The organism is Streptomyces sp. NPDC057249, assembly GCF_042669245.1.
In the GTDB taxonomy this organism is placed as follows: Bacteria; Actinomycetota; Actinomycetes; order Streptomycetales; family Streptomycetaceae; genus Streptomyces.
Window position 1 is genome coordinate 13,148 of sequence record NZ_JBHUXS010000016.1, and the last position, 20,995, is coordinate 34,142.

General features: G+C 73.3%; 20 protein-coding genes. 10 read left to right on the top strand and 10 right to left on the bottom strand.

What is annotated here, in order from left to right; genetic code table 11:
• Positions 1 to 18 precede the first annotated feature (18 nt).
• Both ACFUJY_RS26385 and ACFUJY_RS26390 read right to left on the bottom strand, forming a co-directional pair.
• Positions 19 to 1,131 carry a PP2C family protein-serine/threonine phosphatase gene (locus tag ACFUJY_RS26385; RefSeq protein ID WP_383304191.1) on the bottom strand — a complete coding sequence of 371 codons (1,113 nt, stop codon included), beginning with the start codon at positions 1,129 to 1,131 and terminating at the stop codon, positions 19 to 21.
• 114 nt (positions 1,132 to 1,245) lie between these two features.
• Positions 1,246 to 1,599 carry a hypothetical protein gene (locus ACFUJY_RS26390; RefSeq protein WP_383304193.1) on the bottom strand — a complete coding sequence of 118 codons (354 nt, stop codon included), beginning with the start codon at positions 1,597 to 1,599 and terminating at the stop codon, positions 1,246 to 1,248.
• A 191-nt stretch (positions 1,600 to 1,790) separates the two neighbouring features.
• On the opposite strand from ACFUJY_RS26390, the gene ACFUJY_RS26395 reads away from it, so the two are divergent.
• Positions 1,791 to 2,903 (top strand): SMI1/KNR4 family protein, encoded by a 1,113-nt coding sequence (locus ACFUJY_RS26395; RefSeq protein ID WP_383304195.1) that lies wholly within the window; start codon positions 1,791 to 1,793, stop codon positions 2,901 to 2,903.
• A gap of 208 nt (positions 2,904 to 3,111) precedes the next feature.
• A complete protein-coding gene (locus tag ACFUJY_RS26400; protein WP_383304197.1) occupies positions 3,112 to 4,368 on the top strand; it encodes a hypothetical protein in 1,257 nt (418 codons plus the stop codon).
• Positions 4,369 to 4,442: 74 nt separating this feature from the next.
• On the opposite strand, the gene ACFUJY_RS26405 is transcribed toward ACFUJY_RS26400, so the two are convergent.
• The 3 genes from ACFUJY_RS26405 to ACFUJY_RS26415 all read right to left on the bottom strand — a co-directional run bounded on the left by ACFUJY_RS26405 (position 4,443) and on the right by ACFUJY_RS26415 (position 6,780).
• Positions 4,443 to 5,111, bottom strand: a complete 669-nt coding sequence (locus ACFUJY_RS26405; RefSeq protein ID WP_383304199.1) for a hypothetical protein — start codon at positions 5,109 to 5,111, stop codon at positions 4,443 to 4,445.
• Positions 5,112 to 5,164: 53 nt separating this feature from the next.
• A complete protein-coding gene (locus ACFUJY_RS26410; protein WP_383304201.1) occupies positions 5,165 to 5,476 on the bottom strand; it encodes a hypothetical protein in 312 nt (103 codons plus the stop codon).
• Positions 5,477 to 5,610: 134 nt separating this feature from the next.
• Positions 5,611 to 6,780, bottom strand: a complete 1,170-nt coding sequence (locus ACFUJY_RS26415) for a Rieske 2Fe-2S domain-containing protein (RefSeq protein WP_383304203.1) — start codon at positions 6,778 to 6,780, stop codon at positions 5,611 to 5,613.
• 177 nt (positions 6,781 to 6,957) lie between these two features.
• Between ACFUJY_RS26415 and ACFUJY_RS26420 the strand changes: the two genes are divergently transcribed.
• The 3 genes from ACFUJY_RS26420 to ACFUJY_RS26430 all read left to right on the top strand — a co-directional run bounded on the left by ACFUJY_RS26420 (position 6,958) and on the right by ACFUJY_RS26430 (position 10,402).
• Positions 6,958 to 7,719, top strand: coding sequence for an ABC transporter ATP-binding protein (locus ACFUJY_RS26420; RefSeq protein ID WP_383304205.1), 762 nt, complete (start codon positions 6,958 to 6,960; stop codon positions 7,717 to 7,719).
• Positions 7,716 to 9,083 carry an FtsX-like permease family protein gene (locus ACFUJY_RS26425; protein ID WP_383304207.1) on the top strand — a complete coding sequence of 456 codons (1,368 nt, stop codon included), beginning with the start codon at positions 7,716 to 7,718 and terminating at the stop codon, positions 9,081 to 9,083. Before ACFUJY_RS26420 ends, ACFUJY_RS26425 begins: the two co-directional genes overlap by 4 nt.
• Before the next feature lie 95 nt (positions 9,084 to 9,178).
• Positions 9,179 to 10,402: a sensor histidine kinase gene (locus ACFUJY_RS26430; RefSeq protein WP_383304209.1), complete on the top strand. Its 1,224-nt coding sequence runs from the start codon at positions 9,179 to 9,181 to the stop codon at positions 10,400 to 10,402.
• On the opposite strand, the gene ACFUJY_RS26435 is transcribed toward ACFUJY_RS26430, so the two are convergent.
• From ACFUJY_RS26435 to ACFUJY_RS26445, 3 genes are all read right to left on the bottom strand, one after another.
• Positions 10,374 to 11,054 (bottom strand): LuxR C-terminal-related transcriptional regulator, encoded by a 681-nt coding sequence (locus ACFUJY_RS26435; RefSeq protein ID WP_383304442.1) that lies wholly within the window; start codon positions 11,052 to 11,054, stop codon positions 10,374 to 10,376. The two genes, ACFUJY_RS26430 and ACFUJY_RS26435, sit on opposite strands and share 29 nt — an antisense overlap.
• Positions 11,055 to 11,164: 110 nt before the next feature.
• Positions 11,165 to 12,775 carry an MFS transporter gene (locus ACFUJY_RS26440; RefSeq protein ID WP_383304211.1) on the bottom strand — a complete coding sequence of 537 codons (1,611 nt, stop codon included), beginning with the start codon at positions 12,773 to 12,775 and terminating at the stop codon, positions 11,165 to 11,167.
• A gap of 138 nt (positions 12,776 to 12,913) precedes the next feature.
• Complete coding sequence (locus tag ACFUJY_RS26445; RefSeq protein ID WP_383304213.1) at positions 12,914 to 13,384, bottom strand: MarR family winged helix-turn-helix transcriptional regulator; 471 nt, start codon at positions 13,382 to 13,384, stop codon at positions 12,914 to 12,916.
• 163 nt (positions 13,385 to 13,547) lie between these two features.
• On the opposite strand from ACFUJY_RS26445, the gene ACFUJY_RS26450 reads away from it, so the two are divergent.
• The 3 genes from ACFUJY_RS26450 (at position 13,548) to ACFUJY_RS26460 (ending at position 16,792) form a co-directional block, all read left to right on the top strand.
• The gene (locus tag ACFUJY_RS26450) at positions 13,548 to 14,672 is read left to right on the top strand and encodes an NADAR family protein (protein WP_383304215.1); all 1,125 of its coding nucleotides are present in this window, start codon (positions 13,548 to 13,550) and stop codon (positions 14,670 to 14,672) included.
• A 78-nt stretch (positions 14,673 to 14,750) separates the two neighbouring features.
• Positions 14,751 to 16,331: an amidase family protein gene (locus ACFUJY_RS26455; RefSeq protein ID WP_383304217.1), complete on the top strand. Its 1,581-nt coding sequence runs from the start codon at positions 14,751 to 14,753 to the stop codon at positions 16,329 to 16,331.
• Positions 16,332 to 16,429: 98 nt separating this feature from the next.
• Positions 16,430 to 16,792, top strand: a complete 363-nt coding sequence (locus tag ACFUJY_RS26460; protein WP_383304219.1) for a hypothetical protein — start codon at positions 16,430 to 16,432, stop codon at positions 16,790 to 16,792.
• 41 nt (positions 16,793 to 16,833) lie between these two features.
• Here the strand turns inward: ACFUJY_RS26460 and ACFUJY_RS26465 are convergent, their stop codons facing one another.
• On the bottom strand, positions 16,834 to 17,193 hold the full coding sequence (locus ACFUJY_RS26465) for a hypothetical protein (RefSeq protein ID WP_383304221.1): 360 nt from the start codon (positions 17,191 to 17,193) through the stop codon (positions 16,834 to 16,836).
• A 615-nt stretch (positions 17,194 to 17,808) separates the two neighbouring features.
• Between ACFUJY_RS26465 and ACFUJY_RS26470 the strand changes: the two genes are divergently transcribed.
• Both ACFUJY_RS26470 and ACFUJY_RS26475 read left to right on the top strand, forming a co-directional pair.
• Positions 17,809 to 18,777 (top strand): hypothetical protein, encoded by a 969-nt coding sequence (locus ACFUJY_RS26470; RefSeq protein WP_383304444.1) that lies wholly within the window; start codon positions 17,809 to 17,811, stop codon positions 18,775 to 18,777.
• A gap of 172 nt (positions 18,778 to 18,949) precedes the next feature.
• Positions 18,950 to 19,507, top strand: a complete 558-nt coding sequence (locus tag ACFUJY_RS26475; protein ID WP_383304223.1) for a hypothetical protein — start codon at positions 18,950 to 18,952, stop codon at positions 19,505 to 19,507.
• 355 nt (positions 19,508 to 19,862) lie between these two features.
• Here the strand turns inward: ACFUJY_RS26475 and ACFUJY_RS26480 are convergent, their stop codons facing one another.
• Positions 19,863 to 20,963 (bottom strand): NUDIX domain-containing protein, encoded by a 1,101-nt coding sequence (locus ACFUJY_RS26480; RefSeq protein ID WP_383304224.1) that lies wholly within the window; start codon positions 20,961 to 20,963, stop codon positions 19,863 to 19,865.
• Positions 20,964 to 20,995 lie beyond the last annotated feature (32 nt).

Here is a 20,995-nt window from a genome sequence, read left to right on the forward strand (position 1 = left end):
CGGGCCGGACCCGCGGAGTCAGGCTCCGGGGGTGGCGGCGTAGCCGATCGCGATCATGGCGGCGTCGTCGTCCAGACGCCCGCCGACGTACCGCAGCAGATCCTCGCGGAACCGGTCGATGAACGAGTCCGGGTCGACCTCGGCCCACCCGGTGACCCGTTCCGCGAGCGGGTAGAAGGCGCGGGAGGCGTCACGGGCCTCGGTGACACCGTCGGTGTACAGCAGCAGGAGGTCGCCGGGAACGAACCGGAAGTCGTCGATCCGATAGCGCGGTCGCGACAGGTTGCCCAGCCCCAGCGGGGGAGCGGGGGAGGCGGCGTCCATCGTCAGCGGCCGCCCGTCGCGCAGGACGACCGGCGGAGGGTGCCCGCAGGAGACCATGCGCACGCGGTCGTGCCGGTCCGGGATGTCCAGGACGGTGGCGGTGATGAACGACTCCCCGGGGCCGCGCCCGTCCGACTCGGGGAGCCCCCAGGACACGCTCTCGTCCAGATAGGCGACGAACTCGTCCAGGGTCGCCCGGTGACGGGCCGCGGCGTGGAACGCACCGAGCAGCAGCGCCGCGTCGCTGACCGCGCTCACCCCCTTGCCCCGTACGTCACCGATGATCAGCCGCGTCCCCGTGCCGGTGCGTGCCGCCGCGTACAGGTCCCCGCCGATCTGCGCCTCCGCCTCCGCCGCGAGGTACAGCGAGGCCGCGCGCAACGGCCCCAGACGCCGGGGGAGCGGGGGCAGGACCACCCGCTGGACCGCCTCGGAGACGTAGCGCACCTGCTCCAGCTCCCGGGCGCGGCGCTCCCGCAGGACACAGAAGACGACGAGGCAGATCCCGACCAGCGCCAGAGCGGCGATCTGCGCCTCGTGGTTGGCCGAGAGCAGTTCGTCCGGGTCGCGCACCACCCCCACCGCCGCCTGCGCGATCACCGCCAGCGCGGCCACGAACCCGACTGCCCGGGGGCCGCCGATCGAGGGCGTGATCGCCGGGGCCGCCACGAGCAGCGGGCCCAGATGGATGTCGGGCGGTGCGAGGACGTCGACCAGGAAGACCGCGATGATCCAGCCGACGGGGACGGCGAGCAGCGCCCGGCCTCCTCGCAGCGGCCGGCGGCGTCTTTCGGCGTGCTGCGGCATGACTCCTCTCTACACCGCACCCGTCCGGCCCGCACCGCCAGACGCGCGGGCCCGCCCGCCCGCGCCGAAGGGCTGCGCCCGTGGCATCCGGACCCAGCCCCTCGGACAGACGGCTCAGGAGAAGGCGACCGACCGCAGGAGCAGGCGGTCGGAGGCACCCCTGCCGGGCGGCAGGACGTAGTAGGTGTCGCCCTCGCAGTCGGCGTCCAGGAAGACGATGGCGGTCGCGTCCGTGAGGTTCTTGGGCGCCCGCGAGGGGGCCCCGGGCACGGACGCGGGGGCGTCCAGGTTGATGCACCGGCCGCTCTCGGGGTCGTTGAGGAAGCCGACGGCCTCGTATCCGTCCGCGGTGGTGTAGGAGTACCGGAACTGGCCGGCCGCGGCCGACGCCGAGCCGGGCACGGCCACGAGGAGCACGGCCGCGCCTGCCGCCGCGCCGAGAGCCTTGGTGAGAGAGCGAAGGGACACCGGGGATCGACCTCTTTCTTGTTGTCCTTCGGGTCGGTGTCAGGGATGCCCCGGCCGTCGGCGACGCAACACGGCCTCGCCCGATCGGGGAGCGTCGAATCGATTCTTCAAGGGCGAATGGCCTACCCGCCCCAGGGCCGTTGTCCGCACCCGCCGCACGGCGGCCCGGAGCGCGATGGGAGCGTGGCACCATGACTACTGACGAACCGGCGGACGCACGGGTCACCCGGGCCTGGGCCCAGATCCTGGAATGGCTGGCCGAGTACACCCCGCCGTCGTACGCGGCTCTCAGACCCGGCGCGTCCGAGGAGGAGATGGCCGAGCTGGCAGCGGCCTCGGGCACGGACGTCCCGGCGGAACTCAGAGCGTTGTGGCGGCTGTCCGCCGGTGAGGATGGCGTCAACGGTTCGGGGCTCATGCTGGGCGGCTGGGCCCTGATGCCGCTCGACGCGGTGGCCGAGGTCCACCGGCGGCAGCTGCGCATCCAGGAGGAGCACGGCGAGGACCCCCCGGCACTGTGGGAGCCCTGGTGGATACCCTTCTGCTCCTCCGGCCCCGACGACACCGTCTCCGGCCTCTGCCTCGACGCCCGGACCGGAGAGGTGCACCGCTGGGGCCGGTACGCGGAGCGCGGCCGGGAGTACGCGTCGCTGCCCGCCTACCTCGAACTGATGGCGGTCAGCCTCGAAGCACCCCTGACGGCGGCAGGCCCGGAGAAACCCGGCATGCTGCGGGGGGCCCTCGTGTGGGGTCCGCCCGACGGTGAGCGCGGCGACGCGTGGGTACGCCACCTCGGCCAGGCCCCGCCGCGCCATCCCGCCAAGACCCTCGGCGCGATCCGGGAGGCGCTGCCCCATGACGAGCGCGACGCGTTCGACGAGCGGCGCGACGCGCTCGACCTGGCCGGACCGGAGGCCGTCGCCGCCTTCCTGGACCACTGGTGGGGGCGCGCGGTGGAGGCCCAGGAGCAGCTGGAGGACGACATCGCGTCCGCGCTGCGCGGGAACATCATGGCGCAGCCCGGCCGCGAGCTGGCGCCGGAGTACGAGGCGGCGCTGCCGCCCGCGCTACGCCACAGACCGCCGTCCTTCGACGAGATCAGGGCCGCCCTGCGCCACGAGAGCGTCCGCGGCCGGTTCGACCAGGACCGCCTGCACGCGATTCCGCCGCACTTCCCGGCGCTGCTCCTGCGGTGGTGGGACATCGCCCGCCTGATGGCCGACCCCCGCGGTGACCGGGCCGTGCGCGCCGTCGTAGCCGGCCGCGGCGGTGCCCGGGGGACCCGGCGGTCGCAGCCCTCGTGAGTGGCCGCGCACCGCTCTCGTGCCGCGCCCCCCGGCCGCGGAGCCGGCGACCGTTCCCGCGTCCGAGCTGCGGAGCGAGGCGGTCCCTCCCCGGAGTTCCGGCCGTCCACGGCACATCTCTGGCCAGTTCGACCCTCGCGCGGCAACTCCCGTGGCCGATACATTCACCCCGACCCGGACTCGTACACCTGAGGGGAAACACCCAACGATGCGACCCGTACGCTTACGCTCCGGCAGCCGCGCCGCCGCTCTGCTCACCGCCGTGACCGCCACGGCGACGGCCCTGGCCCTCACCGCGATCGGCCCCGCCGCACCGGCTGCCGCGGCACCCGCCGGAGCGACCTCGCCCCAGCCCGGTGACGCCTGTACGACGGCCGACCTCGGCACCCGCCACCCGTACATCAAGACCACCGAGGTGTCCCCGACGATCACCCACTTCAAGGGCTGGTACGTGACCGAGGGCACCACCGGCGAACAAGCCGTCACCACCACCACGGAGACCACCATCAAGGTCTCCGTCGGCCTCGACGACAAGATCGAAGCGAGCTTCGCCGTCGATGCCCTCAACAAGGCCGGGGTGAGCGTGGGCCTGAGCGTGAAGATGGAGTCCTCGACCACGAGCACCGAGTCGAACGCGGTGACCTGGAACTTCAACCAGCCCGGCTACTACGGCGTCTACAAGGGCACCAAGAAGGTCACCGGCACCTACGGAAGCATCAACTGCAACCGGGCCCAGCAGACCGACGGCAGCTGGGCGCTGCGATGGGCCGAGGGTCCCGGCAGCGGCAGTTTCACCACGTACACCACCCTTGAGGAAGGCGCCGTGCGCTGCCAGGACCAGGTTCCCGCGGGGAGCGTCATGGCCGAGGCGCAGACCCTCCTCGACTGCGGCTCGCCCGCCGCGCGGGCCGCACACCCGGCGGGCGCGGTGGCGCCGACGGCGAAGCAGCGCCGGGACAGCCCCGCCCGGACCGTTGCTCCGGCCGCGCGGCCGGAGGCCGCCGCGCGGGCCGCACTCGACTGCCAGTCCGCCGTGTACAAGATCGAAGTACCCGGAAAGCCCCTGTCCTGGGGCGCGCCGCTCCTCGCGAACGACGGCGTCCGGCTGCGGCCCTCCTCCATCTTCAGCGCCCACCTGGACAACTGGCGGCTGTGCAACGTCACGGAGAACGACGGGGTCCTCGAAGCGACCCTGTGGAACTGGGGCAACGGCGGCTGCGCCACCATCGCCGAACCGGACGCGTCCACCGAGCGCGCGATCCTGACGACGGCCTCCTGCGTGGAGGACGACCTCCAGCGGTTCTACATCTACCGTGACGTACCCGGCAGCACGTCGATCGGCGTCCAGAACAAGTACACCGGCTCCATGATGGGCCACGACCGCTACGCGGACGGCGAGTTCATCCGCCAGTACTCCAGCGGCAGGCAGGACGGAACGGGCACGTACCACCTGACCGGAGTCTGAGGGGCCCGGTCGCTCCGCGCGCCCCGCACACGGACCTCCGGCTCGGTGCGGGGCCGGCGGTGGCACCGGATGCCTCAGCTCATGGTCCGGCCGTTCACCTGGTCCGGCCCGAAGTAGCGGGCGGTCACTGAGGCCAGCGCGGGCAGGGGTTCGCCCTCCTCGAAACCCTTGGCGTGCTTGAAGGTATGCACCACGCAGGTGCGCACAGGATGCACCGGTCCGTCGTCCATGTCCCCGAGGACGTTCGCGGAGAACGGCCGGTTCTGCGGGTGCGCCAGGGCGAAGCACGCCAGCGTCGTACGTCTGTCCTCGGACCAGAAGTAGTCGGTGATCGCCCGGTTGCCGAAGTCCATGTGGGCGAAGACGACGGCGACGTCCTCGACTCCGTACGGGGCGGCACGCAGCGCCACCGGCAGATCGAGCAGCTTGTCCCCGGAGGCGAGCAGCCGCGCCTCCTCGTGGGAGGGGCCCCACGGCGGCGGTTCGTCGTCCGGCTCCGTCGTGTCCCACGGATACTCTTCGGTCCGCAGCACCGTACCCACGGGCTGCCCCTCCCACCTGGCCCGACCGCTGACGCCGCCCCAGTTGAGACTCGCGTTGACACAGAGCCGCCCGGCGACCAGCGTCCACGGCGTCCGCACCACGCGATCGCGCGCCAACTCGACCGCCAGTTGTCCGAACGCCTCCGGACGGAGGAGCACCGGCTCGGGGGGTGCGACGAAGGCGTCGGTCCAGATTCCCATGACCCACTTGTAGCAACGGGCGTCGGGCGGGCGCCAGCGTGATTTCGCCTCGCCTATCCGCGTGCGGCGAAGTGGGCGAACATCCCCGCGCCGGCGCCGAGAAGGAGGAGCTGCAGGACTCCGTTCACCCAGTAGTGCCGCAGAAGGAGGAACCCACCGCTCACGACCGCGGTGCCCAGGACGAGCCACGCTGCGCGTCGGGCCTCCGCAGGGGCGGCAGGCGGGTTGGCGGAGTCGTCGTAGGCGTCCGCCCACCCCGTCATTCCGTAGCGGAACAGCAGATAGCCGATCAGGGCCACATCGACGACGAGCCATACGCATCCGGCCGCGATCTGAAAGCCCTTTGACGGCTCGCCATACCTCACACGCACCACCTCACGCCCCACCGCGCCCGTTGCGGGCCCCTGCCAGCGTGCCCGTACGCCAGTGCGCCGCGCATGAGTACGGATACTCAGGGAGGGCAGGAGCCGGTTCGCGACGCCCGCACGCCGCGAGTGGGTCAGTGCGCGGGTGCCGCGTCCGCCTGCATGGGTTCCTCGTCTCCGCCGCCACAGATCCCGGCCCCGCCGCCGCAGGGCCCCGCCCCACGCGGGCCCGCGGAGACGGACAGCGGGACGCCGTTGGACCGCAGCGCTTCTCGCACGTCCAGGATGAGGGAGAACACCTCGTGGTTGCGGTCCTCGCCCTGCTCCTCCCACGCCCGCTGTTCCGCCTCGACCGCCATGCGGTCCTGCGCGAAGATGCGTTCGGTGAAGCGCCTGATCAGGGGCGCGGCCACGGTCAGCACGGCCGGCACGCGGGGCTTCTTGATCATGAGCAGCCCATGGACGTGACAGGCGCGCTGGTCGGCGCCCACGGGCACGTAGACCGCCCAGAGGCTGAAGACCGGCTCGTCGGCACCCTCCGGCACCAGGTCGAGGGTCTGGTACGGGTACTCCGTGCGGATGGTCATCACGTCCCGGGAGCCGCCCGCGATGCCCTCGGCCGCCAGCACGCTCGCGCCGGCGTTGCGCTTGCCTCCGGCGTGCGTGAACAGGTACCTGGCCTCCACCGAGCGGTCGTCGCTCCGGTGACCGATCAGTTCGGGACGGAGCCGGCCGACGACGCCCTGGTGCAGGAACTGGTGGTTCATGTCCAGCAGGTTCTCGTGCATGAACGAGTAGTGGCAGCGCACGATCCGGGAGTACGTCAGCGTCTTGTACCGCGGCGACGAGAAGGCGGGCAACCGCGGCAGCGCGGACGCCCGTGCCTTCTCCGGATCGCCGGGAAAGACGAACACCAGGCCGTACGCCTCGCGCACGGGATAGCTGCGCACCCCCCGGGGCGGCCTGCGGTCGTCCTTCGTCAGATACGGGATCTGCGAGATGCGCCCGTCACCGCGGTAGGCCCACGCGTGATACCGGCACCGGAGTACGTCACCCTCCACGACCCCCATGCTCAGCGGAACCTGCCGGTGTGCACACCGGTCCTCCAGCGCGTGGACGGCTCCGCCCTTCCCCCGGTAGAGCGCGAGACGCTCACCGGCGAACACGGCGGCGACCACCTTCCCGACCCGCACGTCCCGGGTCAGCGCCACCGGGTACCAGTGATCCGGACCGGCGCCGACGCGCCGCAGATCCACACCCCCGGAGAGCTCCTCCCGCACCACGTCCGCGTCGGTCTCCTTCATGCCTCTCCCTCACAGATGGGGGCACACCGCCCACCTCATGATGGCCGCGCCGGCTCCAACCGCCCCGTCAAGCGCGTCCGGACCAGTGACGGGGCCCGGCAGGGTGTGGTTTCCCGAACCCCCGATCCGGGGGCGGGCACGATCGAACGCGGCCCCGTGCCCGCCGAGGATGAGGACATGACTGAGACGGCGACGGACACCGGGACGGGCACGGCCGCCCGCACGCAAGACCTGCATCGTGAGTACGGACGCGGCGGCGCCGCCGTGCGAGCCCTGCGCGGAGTGTCGGTGGAGGTGGCAGCCGGTACGTTCACGGCGGTGATGGGGCCCTCCGGCTCGGGGAAGAGCACCTTGCTGCACTGCCTGGCGGGGATGGACCGGCCGACCCGGGGCACCGTCTGGTGGGGCGGCACGGAGGTGTCACGGCTGCCCGAGCGGCGGCTGGCGGTACTGCGGCGCCGCCGGATCGGGTTCGTTTTCCAGGCGTTCAACCTGATGCCCGCGATGACCGCCGCGCAGAACGTCGCCCTGCCGGGCCGGCTGGCCGGCGAACGACCCGACCGGCGCCTCGTGCTGGACGCGCTCGCCCGCGTCGGACTGGCCGGCCGCGAGCGGCACCGGCCCGGACAGCTCTCGGGCGGCCAGCAGCAGCGGGTGGCCATCGCCCGGGCGCTGGTCTCCCGCCCCGCGATGCTGTTCGCCGACGAGCCGACCGGCGCGCTCGACCGGGCCACCGGCCACGAGATCCTCGCCCTGCTGCGCGCCCAGGTGGACGAAGAGGCCGGCACCTGCGTGATGGTCACTCACGATCCGGTGGCCGCCGGGTACGCGGACCGGGTGCTGCTGCTCGCCGACGGCGTCGTGGCGGAGGAACTCCACCGCCCCACGGCCGCCCGGATCGGCGAACGCCTGAGCCGGCTCGGCGGGGGAGAGCGGTGATCCTGCTCGCGCTCGGGCAGCTGCGCCGCCGCCCCGCCGCCTTCGCCGGTCTGGCAGCCGCGCTCTTCCTCGCCCTCGCCACCCTCACGCTGTTCGGCTCCCTTCTCGCCGCCGACATCACCACCCCGGAAGGCCGGGACACGGCCGACGGACCGGGCCTGGCGGTGATCGCCGGCGCCTTCGGCGAGATCGCCGTACTGGTCGCGTTCTTCGTCGTGGTCAACGCCCTGGGATTCGCCCTGCGCCGCCAGCAGCGGGAGCTGGCCCTGCTGCGCACCATCGCGGCGACACCCCGTCAGGTGCGGCGCCTGATCCGTGGCCAGGTGACCGTGACCACGCTGGTGATGGCCCTGCCGGCCTGGGCCGCCGGCGCCGCCGCGGGCCGGGGCATGCTCGCCGAGCTGCGCCGGCGGGGGATGGCGGCGCAGGGGGTACGGGTGCCGGCCACCCCGGTACCGATGCTGGTGGCGCTGGCGGTCACCCTGGCCGTCGGCCTGGCGGCCTCGGCCGTGGCGGCGCGGCGTACCACCCGGACCGCGCCCGCGGCCGCCCTCACCGCGAGCGCGACCGAGCACGGGCGCACCGGCGCACCGCGCCTGCTCGCCGCGCCGGCCGTACTGGCGGGCGGCGGCCTGCTGCTGCGGCTGGCCGCGACACGGCCGGCCGGGCAGGTCGACAAGGCCGGGCAGGCGGCCCTGCTCGGCGCGCTGGTGCTGCTGGTCGCGACCGCCCTGGCGGGACCGTTCGCGGCGCGTGTCCTCGCGGCCCTGCTGGGCACGCCGATACGGACACTCGCGCCCGGTGCCGGATGGCTGGCCGATGCCAACCTGCGGGGGTACGCCCGGCGGCTGTCGTCCGCCGTGGTCCCGGTGGCACTGCTCGTGGGCCTGTCGGGCACCATGCTGACCATGACACGTACCGCCGAACACGCCGTCGGGGCGGCGGCGTCCGGCGTCACCTCCGACACGGACGTCTGGCTGCGCCGGACCGAGCTCGCCATGCTCGTCTGCTTCGCCGCCGTCTCGACGGTCAACACCCTGGTCGCCGTGACCGCCGAACGCCGTCGTGAATGCGCGCTGCTGCGCCTGACCGGAGCCACCCGCGGGCAACTGCTGCGCATGCTCACCGTCGAGGCCGCGCTGACCGCGGCGGTGGGCGTCCTGCTCGGCGCGGCCGTCGCGGGCGCCGCGGCGTCGGCGTTCAGCACGGCGGTGACCGGATCGCCGATGCCGGACCTCCCGGTGACCGACTGCTGGTGGATCGGCGCGGGCGCCGTGGCGCTGACCGTACCCGCCGTCGTGGCCACGGGCCTCTGGGCCGTACGCGGCCCGGCCACGGAACTGGTGGGCGCCGGCGGTGACTGAGCACGGCGACGGGCCGGCCGCCCTCGACCCGGCGTCACCCGGTGCGAGCGCCCCACCCGGCTGGAACGGGTCCACGCGAGACCCCGGAGCCACGCGTGGCTGAGCAGCGGCGATTCCTGTCGGTCCGCGGTGGCGAGTGGGCCTTCGCCGTCGCGGGGGCGGCGCCGGCCCTGCTCGGCGGGGCCTACGCGCTGACCGTCCTCTACGCGGGGACGCTGCTCTCGCTCACCGCGTTCGGCCTGCCGTTCGTCGCCGCCGCGCTGAAGGGCGCCCGCGGGCTCGGCACGCTGCACCGGCGACTGGTCGGCCGGTGGCTCGGTGAGCGCATCGAGGCGCCGGCCCGGCTGCCCCGCGCGGTGGGCCCGGTCGCCCGGACACGCGTCGCGCTGACCGACCCGGCCGCCTGGCGGGCGCTGCTCTATCTGCTGCTGCGGCTGCCGCTCGGCCTGCTGGGGTTCGCCGCCGCGATGGTCGTCCCCCTCGGCTGCGGCTGGCTGATCGGCTTCCCGCTCTGGGTCCGTCTGATCGAACCGGGGTCGCACCCGGCCGGACCGCTGGATGTCGCGGCCGTGCCGGTGGGCCTGACGGTCCTGTGCGCGGTGCCTCCTGTGATCCGGGCGCTGAGCGGGGCGAACCGCCGGCTCGCCCGGCTCCTCCTCGGCCCGGTCCGCACCCAGCGGCGCGTCCGGGAACTGGAGACCGCCCGCGCCACCCTGCTGACCCAGAGCACCGACGAACTGCGCCGCCTGGAGCGCGATCTGCACGATGGCACCCAGGCCCGGCTGGTCGCCCTGGCCATCACCCTCTCGCTGGCCGAGGACGCGCTCCCGCCCACCCCCGCCCCGGAGCTCGTACGGCTGCGCGCCCTCCTGGAGCGGGCCCGTGACCAGACCGACGACACCGTGTCCGAGCTGCGACGGCTCACCCGGGGCATCCACCCGGTGGCGCTGGAAGGGGGCCTCGGCGAGGCGCTGCCGGGACTCGCCGCCACCTCGCCCGTGCCGGTCGCCCTCCGCCTCGACCTGACGGAACGCCCGGAGCACGCGATCGAACGGGCCCTCTACTTCTGCGCCGCCGAACTCCTCACCAACGTCGCCAAGCACAGCGGCGCCCACTCGGCCGAGCTCACGGCCGGCCGGAGCCGGGACCGCATCCGCCTGTCCGTGCGCGACGACGGCCGGGGCGGCGCCGCGCCCGGTGCCGGGACGGGGCTGACGGGCCTGGCCGAACGGCTCGCGGCGGTGGACGGCGAGCTGCGGATCGACAGCCCGCCCGGCGGACCGACCGTGGTCACGGCCGAGCTGCCGGCCCGTCTGTGACGTCCGGCCGGCTCCCGGTCTCCGCGAGGTAGGCGAGGACGGCCTTCACCCGGCGGTTGTCGGTGCCCGTCGCCGGCAGACCGAACTTGCCGAAGACGGCGGCGACATGTTTCTCCACCGCCCGCTCCGACACCACGAGCTGTGCGGCGATCGAACGGTTGGAGTGCCCCGCGGCCATCAGCTCCAGCACCTCGCGCTCACGGGGCGTCAGGGCGTCCACCCGGCTGCGCCGCCCACCCCGCATCAGCTGGGTGACGATCTCCGGGTCGAGGGCCGTGCCCCCGTCCGCGACCCGGTGCAGCGCGTCCACGAACTCGGAGGTACGGGCCACCCGCTCCTTCAGCACGTATCCGATCCCCGCCGCTCCGCCCGCAAGCAACCGCGAAGCCCAGGCGGTCTCGACGTGCTGCGAGAACACCAGGATGCCGACCTCGGGCGTCGAGGCGCGGATCTCCACCGCGGCACGAATGCCTTCATCGGTCTGGGTGGGCGGCATCCGGATGTCCACCACGGCCACGTCGGGCCGGTGTTCGGCCACCGCGTCGATCAGCCCCGGCGCCGTTCCCGCGGTGGCCACCACCTCGCACCCGCGTGCGCCGAGCAACTCGGCCATGCCGTCCCGGAGGACGACGGAGTCCTCGGCCAGCACCACGCGCAGGCTCCGGCGGATCACCCGCCCCGGCGTCCGTGGACCGGGCTCGCCGGCCGCCCGGCCCGTGACGTCGTACGTGTCGTCGCTCATCAGCCCATTACCTCATGCGGTCATCCATCGGCCGCTCCCTGGTGCCGGCCCGCCCCGGGCGCCCGCCGGACGCCGGTGACCGCCAGGAGCATGCCGATGACGGCCAGTACGGCGGAGACGAGCGCGGCGGTGTGCACTCCGTTCATGAACGCGTGGTGGCTGCCCTCGGCTACCGCGGCCCTCAGCTGCTCCGGCATGCGCGCGGAGACCGGTGCGACGCCCATGGAGACCGCGTCCTTGGCCGCTGCGAAGCCCTGGGCCTCGGCCGCCGGGACGCCCGCCGAGGTGAGTTCACCGGTGAGGGTGGAGCCGACGCGGCTGCTGATGAGCGACACCAGCACGGAGGTCCCCAGGGCGCCGCCGATCTGCAGGGCGGTGGCTTGCAGGCCGCCCGCGACGCCGCCGTCCTCGACCGGCGCGTTGCCCACGATGGCGTCCGAGGAGGAGGCCATGACCATACCGACGCCCAGACCCAGCGCCACGAACGGCGGCCACAGCGCGGCGTACGAGGACGTGGCGGTCCAGCCGAGCATCACGAAGCAGGCGGCGGCCTGCAACGCCATGCCGAGCGGCATCGTCAGGCGGGGGCCGAACCGCTGGGTGAGTACGGCGCCCAGGGGCGAGGCGACGACCGAGGCGAGGCTGAGCGGCAGGGTTCGTACGCCCGCCTGGACCGGCGTGAAGCCGCGCACGTTCTGCAGGTAGAGCATCACGAAGAAGATCACACCGAGCAGGATGAAGAAGTTGAGCGCGGTGATGACGGTCCCGATGGACAGCGCGGGGTTGCGGAACAGGCGCATCGGAAGCAGCGGGCGCGCCGCCCTCGTCTCGTACCGGCCGAACAGCACCAGCACCGCGACCCCGGCCCCGATCGCCCCGAGGGTACTGCCCGACGTCCACCCCCACGTCTCGCCCTTGACGACACCGAACACCATGGCGAGCAGGCCGACGCCCAGCAGCACGACGCCCGGCAGGTCGAACTTCTCGCCCGCGGCGGCGGCGTTACGCGACTGGGGCAGGACGGCGATGCTGAAGACGAGGGCCGCGAGCCCGATCGGCGCGTTGATGTAGAAGACCGACTCCCAGTTCACGTGCTCGACCAGCAGGCCGCCCACGATCGGGCCGAGAGCCGTGGATACGGAGGAGACCATGGCCCAGATCCCGACCGCGATGCCGAACTTCCGCGGCGGGAAGACGGCGCGCAGCATCCCGAGCGTGTTGGGCATCAGCAGCGCACCGAAGAACCCCTGCACCGCGCGGAAGGCGATGACCCCCTCGATGGAGCCCGAGAGGCCGATGGCGACGGACGCGGCGGTGAAGCCCGCGACGCCGATCAGGTAGAAGGTGCGGCGCCCGAACCGGTCGCCCAGCTTGCCGCCGAGAATCAGCGCGGCGGCCAGGGCCAGCAGATAGGAGTTGGTCACCCACTGCAGATCGGCAGTGGTGGCGCCGAGGTCCCGGCCGATCTCGGGGTTGGCGATGGAGACGACCGAGCCGTCGAGACCGACCATGAACAGCCCGAAGGCGACGGCGATCAAGGTCAGCCACGGGTTGGCGCGTACACCACCCGGACGTGGCTCGGCGGGGGACCCGGCCAGGGGCGCGGGGGAGCTGAGAACTTCGGAGGGCAAGACGGTTCAGTCCTTCGGAGGGCGCGGGCGGGCACGCACGCGCGGAGAGACGAAAGGCGGCCGCCGTCGGAAGGGACGGCAGCGCGAAGAGGGGGGCGAATGGTGCGGCACACCCCTGGAATCGGCCGTACGGCCGGCCTACCGGTCGGAGTGCAGCCGCTCGGCGAGTGAGTTCAGCGTCCCGAGGGCCGCGCCGAGGGCCTTCAGATCGCCGTCGGTCATGGTCCGCAGCGCGCCGGCGATGTGCGCACTCATCAGCCGGTGCACCTCGGCCAGCTCCCGCCGCGCCTTCGCGGTGAGATGAAGGTGTGCGACCCGCTTGTCGGCGTCGTCCTGCCGCCGCTCCAGGAGCCCCTGCTCGGTGAGCTGCGTGACGAGCGCACTGACGTTGTTGGGCTTCATGAGCAACGACTCGGCGGCCTTGCGCACCGTGACGCCCTCGTGCGCCTCGACATGCCGCAACAGGGCGAGCTGCGCCTCCGGCGGCTTCGGGGCGGCGAATTCCTGGCCGACGCGCCGGTCCAGCGCGCGGGACAGCGCGGGCAGGCACGCCACGAGGCCGGAGGCCACCTGGCTGATGCTCTGCGCGGACGCGCTGTTCTGACTCACGCCGGCGATCATAGGTATGCAGGGATACCTATGTCAAGAAAGGTAAGTGGTGCGGCGGTGGGACACTCGCCCGGGACGAAGCCGACCGTATCGCCGCGCCGGAGCGAGACGCCGAAGCTCCGTGCCGGCCCTGTGATCGCGCCAAAGGCGATAGCGTGCGCCCATGACGTGGCGGGGACCGGTGTACCGGATGGTGGACGGGGAGCGAATCGACGGGGCCTGGTGCCACATCTGGCGGCGGAACCAGCCGGGCGGCGGGCACTACGTCGACGATCTGATCGTCTTCGCCGACGGAAGGATCACCTGCGGCGAACCCACGGACCTGGCCGGCCTCGCGAGCGAGCTGGCAGCGGGCCGCTGGACGGCGACCGATCCGCAGGCGCCACCGCGTCCCGACCCCCCGTCGAAGTGGCAGTCCCGCTCCGGCCAACCGCTGACACCGCAGGGGTTCCTCCTGGAGGTCGCCGACCGCATCGAAGCGCTGAACCGGCGGCCGACCGCGGGGCAGCGCTGCTGGGACGCGATCAGGCGGTTCGAGCAGGAGCCGACCGAGTCGAACCGGGAACTTCTCCGCGCTGCCTACCTGGCGGTTCCCGCGCACCTCCGGATCTACGTCCTCGGCGACATGGACCGCCAGGACCGTCCGTTGCGCATCCTGCTCACGGACATCGGCGAGGCCGTCGACGGCGACGGCCCGGTCGTGACGGCCGAGATGCACCAGGGTGTCCTGGACTACTTCGCCCGCGCGGACGAGGCCGTCCTGGCCGAGCAGGAGAGGCGAGCGGCCCAGTACGCGGACGACCCGGCGGAACCCGGCAGGCCGCCGCTCGTCTCCCACGAAACCGTCTACCCGCGGGGATGGCCCGACGAGCCGGGGCTCTTCATGCTCCGCAACGACTTCCCCGCACCCATCGAGTTCGCCGGCGACTCCTACGCCTCCGTGCAGCACGGGTACTGGGCCCTGTCGGCGGCCAACGCCTCGGACAGGAGCAGTATCCGGGCCGCGGCCTCCGGCAGGGAGGCGCAGGAGCTGGGCGGGCGGGCACCGCGCCGGGACGACTGGTCCGACGTCCGGCTCGCGGTCATGGCCGGACTCCTCCGCGCGAAGTTCACCCAGCACCCCGGCCCCGCCCAGGTGCTCCTCTCCACGGGTGACGCCAGGATCAGCTACACCGGCTTCGCGGACTCCCCCTTCTGGCGAGACGTCCCCGACGACCGGGGGCGGAACTGGATGGGCAGGCTGCTGGAGCTGACCCGCGCCGAACTGCTCGCCCGGCAGCTGTTCTGAACAATCGATGCGCGGCATTGTTGCGGGGCGGGCAAGGCACCCTTGTGCCTCGCGGCCGCGTGTAGTGGGGTGTCCGCCATGAAGACGAGAAGCATGGCGGCCCTGACCACGATCCTGGTCGTAGCTCCGTTGATCGCGGTGGCGCCCGGCCCGCAGGCAGCCGCCCAGCCCCGCCCCGGCGGCTCGGCGCGATCCGCCGAATCCACGCTGGTCGGCGGCATCGACCTCGACACCGTCACCATCCCCGAACTGCAGGCCCGCATGGCCCGCGGGTCGTTGTCCTCGGTCCGGCTGACCCTCGCCTATCTGCGGCGCATCAAGGCCGTCGACCCCAGGATCAACGCGGTCCTGCACACCAGTCCCACGGCCCTGGGCCAGGCGGTGGCCAGTGACATCAGGCACCGGCTCGGCCGGACGCGCGGCCCGCTCGACGGCATCCCCGTCCTGCTCAAGGACAACGTGAACACCCGTGACATGCCGACGACCGCCGGGTCGCTCGCCCTCGCCGGCAAGCCGCCGGCGACCGACGCGGAGCTGGTTGCGAAGCTGCGGGCGGGCGGCGCGGTGATACTCGGCAAGGCCAACCTGTCCGAGTGGGCCAACTTCCGTGCGGCGGCGCCCACGTCGGGCTGGTCGGCGGTGGGCGGCCAGACGCACAACCCGTACGTCCTGGACCGCAACCCCTGCGGCTCGTCCGCCGGATCGGCCGCGGCGCTCGCCGCGTCGCTGGCACAGGTGGCGATCGGCACCGAGACGGACGGTTCCATCGTCTGCCCCGCCGGGATGAACGCCGTCGTCGGCCTCAAGCCGAGCCTCGGCGTGGTGAGCCAGTTGGGCGTCGTCCCGATCTCCGCCGAACAGGACACCGCCGGACCCATGGCCCGGAACGTGATCGACACCGCGCTCACCCTGTCGGTCCTCAGCGGCGGCACCCCCGCCCCCGACCTCGCCGAAGCGGCGGCCCGCCCCGGCGCACTGCGCGGCAAGCGGATCGGACTGTGGCGGCTGCCGGTGCTCGGCACCGAGGTCGACGCCCTCATGACGCGCACCGCCGAACGGCTGCGAGCGGCGGGCGCCGAGATCGTCGAGGTGGACCTGCCGTACCAGGAACGTCTGGCCGAGCTCGAGTTCCCGGCCCTGCTCAGCGAGTTCCACCGGGACATCGACGCCTACCTCGCGACCAGGAAGGGCCCGCGCGACCTGGCCGAGCTCATCGAGTTCAACCGGACCCACCCGCAGGAGCAGACCTGCTTCGCCGGACAGGAACTCTTCGAGCAGGCCCTCACCGCACCGTCCACCACCGATCCGGAATACCTGGCGATGCGCGCCGAGTTGGCCGACCTCTCCCGCCGCTCCATCGACGAGGTCATGGCCGCGCACAACCTGGACGCGATCGCCTCCCCGGCGAACCCGCCCGCGTGGACCACCGACTGCGCCCGGGGTGACAACGACGTGATCCCGTCGTCGACTCCCGCCGCCGTCGCCGGATACCCGTCCCTGTCGGTGCCGGCCGGCTTCGTGGGCGAACTGCCGGTCGGGCTGCTCCTCATGGCGGGCGACCGCCAGGACGCCGACCTGCTCTCCCTGGGCGCGGCGGTGGAGCACCGGCTGGACGGCCGGCGCGCGCCCCGATACCTGCCGACGTTGCCGACCGAGTGAACCCGGGCGGCGCGCGGGGCGGGGCTGAGTACTTTGCTGCGTGCGGCTGAGTAGCGAGGCTCACGAGGAGCCCGGCGGCTACGGGAGACCATCGCCTCATGACTGATCGAACCCGAGCCGAGCCCCCTGTCTGGTGGGGCCCCGCCCCGTCGACCGCCGCGCGTCCCGGAGTCGCCGTGGCGACGGCCCTGCTGGGCATCGCCACGGCCGCTTCGGTGGTGTGGCTGACCTTCCTGGTGTGGATGATCTCCGTCTGGGGAGCGGCTTCCGGGGAGCCCGCCGGTGGGATTCTCGCGACGTACGCGGCGTGCCTGGCCGGCGGAGCCGCGCTGCTGGTGGCTCTCGCCTTCGTACCGCCGGTGCGTCGCATGGCTCCGCCCCGGCGTGCGCTGTTGCTGTGTGCGGTGGCCTGTCCCGTTCCGCTCACGCTGGCCGTCGCGACCTGGGTGAGCACCGGCTGACCGTGACCCGGCACGGTCGGCGCTCGCCCGTGCGCCGCCGGTCAGCGGATGGGGCGGACCCGGTAACTCACGGCCTGGTACGGGAAGTCCGCCGTGTGCAGGCTGCCCAGGGCGAAGCTCAGGTCGCCGCCGTCTCCGGGGGCGCCGGTACGGCAGTCGGCGTTGAAGAACACGTCGACGTCCACGGCCGCGTAGTTCAGCGCGGAGGCCGAGGGCGCGGCCAGGTTGTGGCACCCGGTGCTGGTGAGGTCCACCGACGTGGCCGTGCCCGTCTGGTGCGCGCCGGTGTAGAAGACAACGCCCGGAGACTGTGCGGCGGCGGGCTGGGCGAGGCCCGCACCGACCGCGAGGACCGCGCCACAGGCCGCGGCAGCGGCGTACCTACGGTGGTTACGGCTCATCGTGATTGCCACCTTCGTGTTCGGGAGGGGGAGACTCGATTATTTGCGGCTTCAACCAGATGCGGAAGATCGCCTTCCAGCCATCGATGCCGCGAACCGCCGGGGTCGGCACGCGGGCGTGGGCGGCCGAGTTCTGTCGAGACGGCGCCGGGTGGTGGCGGCCACCCGCGGTGTGAGGCGGCAGGACCGTGCTGATCATGGGCGCCGAGCCGGTACACCAGGCGCGCCCTCCGCGGACGGGCCTCCGGCTGCCCCCTCACCGCTTCCGGCCCGGCTGCCCGGCACCGCCTGGACCTACGCGCCCCGCTCCAGCCGGCAGAGTTCCTCGACACGGCGGCCCCGGCGCGACGAGTCCTGCCTTCCCGGTCCGCTGACGCCGTACGGGGCCGCCGGGCCGCCGCCCGGACGGCCGTCCGTATCATCAGCCCGACGCGGCCGTCGCCCGCACCCCGCTCGGCTGTCTTCCGCACCCCACCGCGATACGGGACTGCCCGGCGGGCTCGACGTCCGACTGGACGGCCGTGCCGGCAGCGGGAGCTGACACCCGGCTCCGGGCGACCGCGAGTTCCTCTACGAAGTGGACCGGACATGACGAGGACCACGCCGGCCAGACCGGTGTCCGTGGAAGCCGTGTTCCCGGAGCTGGCCCCCTACCGGGCCCGGACGACACGGTTGCACCCCAGGCCGGGGCGGCCCGGCATGCACGACAGCCATCTCGGCGGGCCGATGCTGTGGCCGGCGGACGAACCCTGGCCACTCTGCCGTGAGCCGCACCGGCGTGAGACCGAGGGGTACGCACCGGAGGAGATCCGCGACGCCCGGGCCGCGGGGGCGTGGCCGCAGAGCCGGCCGTGGCCCCGCGAGGAGACCGCCGCGGACGACGGCCCGGCGCCCTTCGTGGCGCTGGGCCAGCTCTTCCGCCGCGACGTTCCGGGACTGGCCTGCGGGCCCGACGGCGCGGACCTGGTGCAGCTCTTCCGCTGCCCGTTCACCCACGGCCCGCACCTGGAACGCCGCTACCACCTGCGCCGACGACACGCCGCACGGACCGAGCGCGCGGAGCGCTTCCTCGCCACGCCGCCCCGGACGCCCCTGCTGCGGTGGGAGGACGAACTCCCCGAACCGTGCGTCCTGCACCCGGAAGAGGTGGACACCTACCCCTGGGCGGAGGACGGCGCACTCCCCACGTCCCTGATCGCACGCATCGACGCATGGGAGGACGCGCAGCCGGCGGCACACGCATCCGACGCTCCGAGCTACCAGTACGACCTGTCGATCCCTCCCGGCTGGCGCGTCGGCGGCTACCCCACCTGGGCGTCGACCGGCCCGATGGTCATCGACTGCGCGTCCTGTGACACCCCCATGGAACTGCTGCTGACGGCTGCCGGCTCCGAGACGGACGGCGGCTCGCACAGCTGGGCGCCGCTGGAGGACCGGGACCCGCTGCTGAAGGGCAAGGCGTCGATCCGGGGCGGGGCCTCGGTCACACGACCCACGCGGCTCCGCTTCGGCCGGGACCGCGATCTGCACGTCTTCGTCTGCCCGAGGGCGACCGGTCACGCGCCCCGATGGGTGCTCGCGTAGGCCGTCGGAGCGCGGACTGACACAGGCGCTCGGTGGATTCCTGCGCGTGCGAAAAAAGGCATCTGCACCACTTAACGGTGAACATCGCCGCTATGTCCTTTGAAGCGGGGCCCAGTTGGAAAGGTTGGCCGTGCACCTCAAAGAGGCGCACGGCCAACCCGAGGAGAAGACCTTGAAGCGTGTCTCGTTCCGCCGTTCCGCCGGTCTGGTGGCCGCCACCGCGGCCCTGATCGCCGGCCCCGTCCTGTCCGCTCACGCCATGACCCCCGCCGCCGCCCCGAGCGGTCAGCAGACCTACGCCGCGCAGGCGCGGACCGCCGGCCTGACCCACCAGCAGGCCGCGGAGCTCCAGCGACAGGTCGACGCGGTACGTGCCCAGGAGCCCCGGGCCCGCCAGACCTCCGCGAACACCCTCGCCATCCCTGGCGGCACCGTCACGCTCCCCGCCCCGGGACAGACCGAAGCCCGCAGCCTGGCCTCCCCCGGCACAGCCCTGGCCTGCGCCAACGGGCACCTGTGCATCACGGACGGGCGCGGCGTCAACTACGACTACTACCGCTGCGGCTACTACGACTTCAACGGCGTCGGCGACGGCACCTTCAACAACAACCAAACCTCGGGCACCCGCGCCCGCTTCTACAACAGCGACGGCAGCGAACGCTGGTCCCACGTCGCCAAGGGCACCGGCACCGCCTCATGGACCCCCGTCTTCCACATCCGCCCCTGCTGACCCCGGCGTCTTCCCCCGCCCCGGCTCCCGGCGCGGGGGAAGGCGCGACCGAACCCGTAGGCGCAGAGCGTCCCGTGCCGACTAGGCGAGGTCGACGGCCCCGGCGGAGCGTGGGCCAGGCCGCGTACCACGTCGGCTCGCCACCGGGACCGGTCCACGTCAGGCCGGCCCTGTCGAATCCCACCCACAGGACTGCGGGCGCGCCGGAGATACGTGTCTCGTGCGGGCATGAACACAGGTGCGGGTCGACCGGGTCGCCGAGCACCCGGTACGTGATGTGGCGGCACTGGCAGTGCCCGGTCCGGGCCGGCACGGGGGCAGTGGTCATCGGATTCTCGATGCGGTACGGGGAGCGCTACCAGGCGATGGGGCGCGTGATTTCGGTGACCGGCCGGGGGTGGACGGCCTCGGGGATGCCGAGCATGACGCGGCCCCGGTGGGCGGCCGCAAGCTGCGCGGCCGACTCGGACGGCCCCCAGTCGAAGAACTCCAGGGCCTGCTCCGGGGTGGCCAGCACGCGTACATACGTCTGACCGGTGGCCGGATCGACGGCGGCCTCGCCCAGGCTCGCGAGCGCGGCGGCGTAGCGGACTCTCGCGCAGGGGCCGGAGGGGTCGGAGAGATACCCGAGGTAGTGGGTGTCGCCGAGTTCCGCGGTGGCCTCCTCGCGGCATTCGCGGACCGCGGTCGCCAGCAGATCGCCGCCGTCCTCCGGTTCCGGCGTGCCGCCGGGCAGACAGGGCGCGCCGGTGTCCGCTGAGAGGAGCACGAGGACCCGTCCGTCCGGGGCGAAGGCCCAGACCCAGGACTGGCGGACCGTGAGGCCGACGGGCACGGGTCCGGGGTGGAAGGGCAGGTGGTGGCAGGCCCGGGCGGTGCGCAGGACACCGACCCGGTCGAGGACGGTGGGGGCGATCGGAATCCCGTCCTCCAGGAGCACGGGTCCGGCGCCGTTGATGCGGGCGCGGAGAGCGGACAGGGTGCGGCGGGCATCGCCGGGAGACATCAGCGAGGGGAGGGCTGCGGGCTCGGCGAACTCGATGCCGTCGATCTCACCCGGGGCGGGCCGGACGGCCGCGATGCGCTCGTCGTCCCAGACACCCCCGTCGAAGACGTGCAGCAGCTCGCCCGGGAACCGCATGGCGGGGTGCGCCGCCCGGCCGGCAGGGGAGACCCAGTCGACGGCCAGCCCGCTGGTCACGGTCGCCGCGATGCCGAGTTCCTCCTCCAGCTCGCGGGCGGCCCCCCGGGCCGGTGACTCGCCCTGGTCGACGGCTCCGCCGGGCAGCAGGCGGGTGGGCCGGTAGCCGACACGCTGGAGCAGCACCTGCCCGCGCCGGTTGGTGATCAGCACGCCGGTGCCGGCCCACAGCGCGGCCGAGGCGCGCAGCTTCCCGTACGCCGCCTCGCGTATCGCCACACCGGGGAGCTCGTCGGGCGCGGATGTCGTGGTCATCTCTCTCCGTTCGAGGGGTACTCACGGCGGTG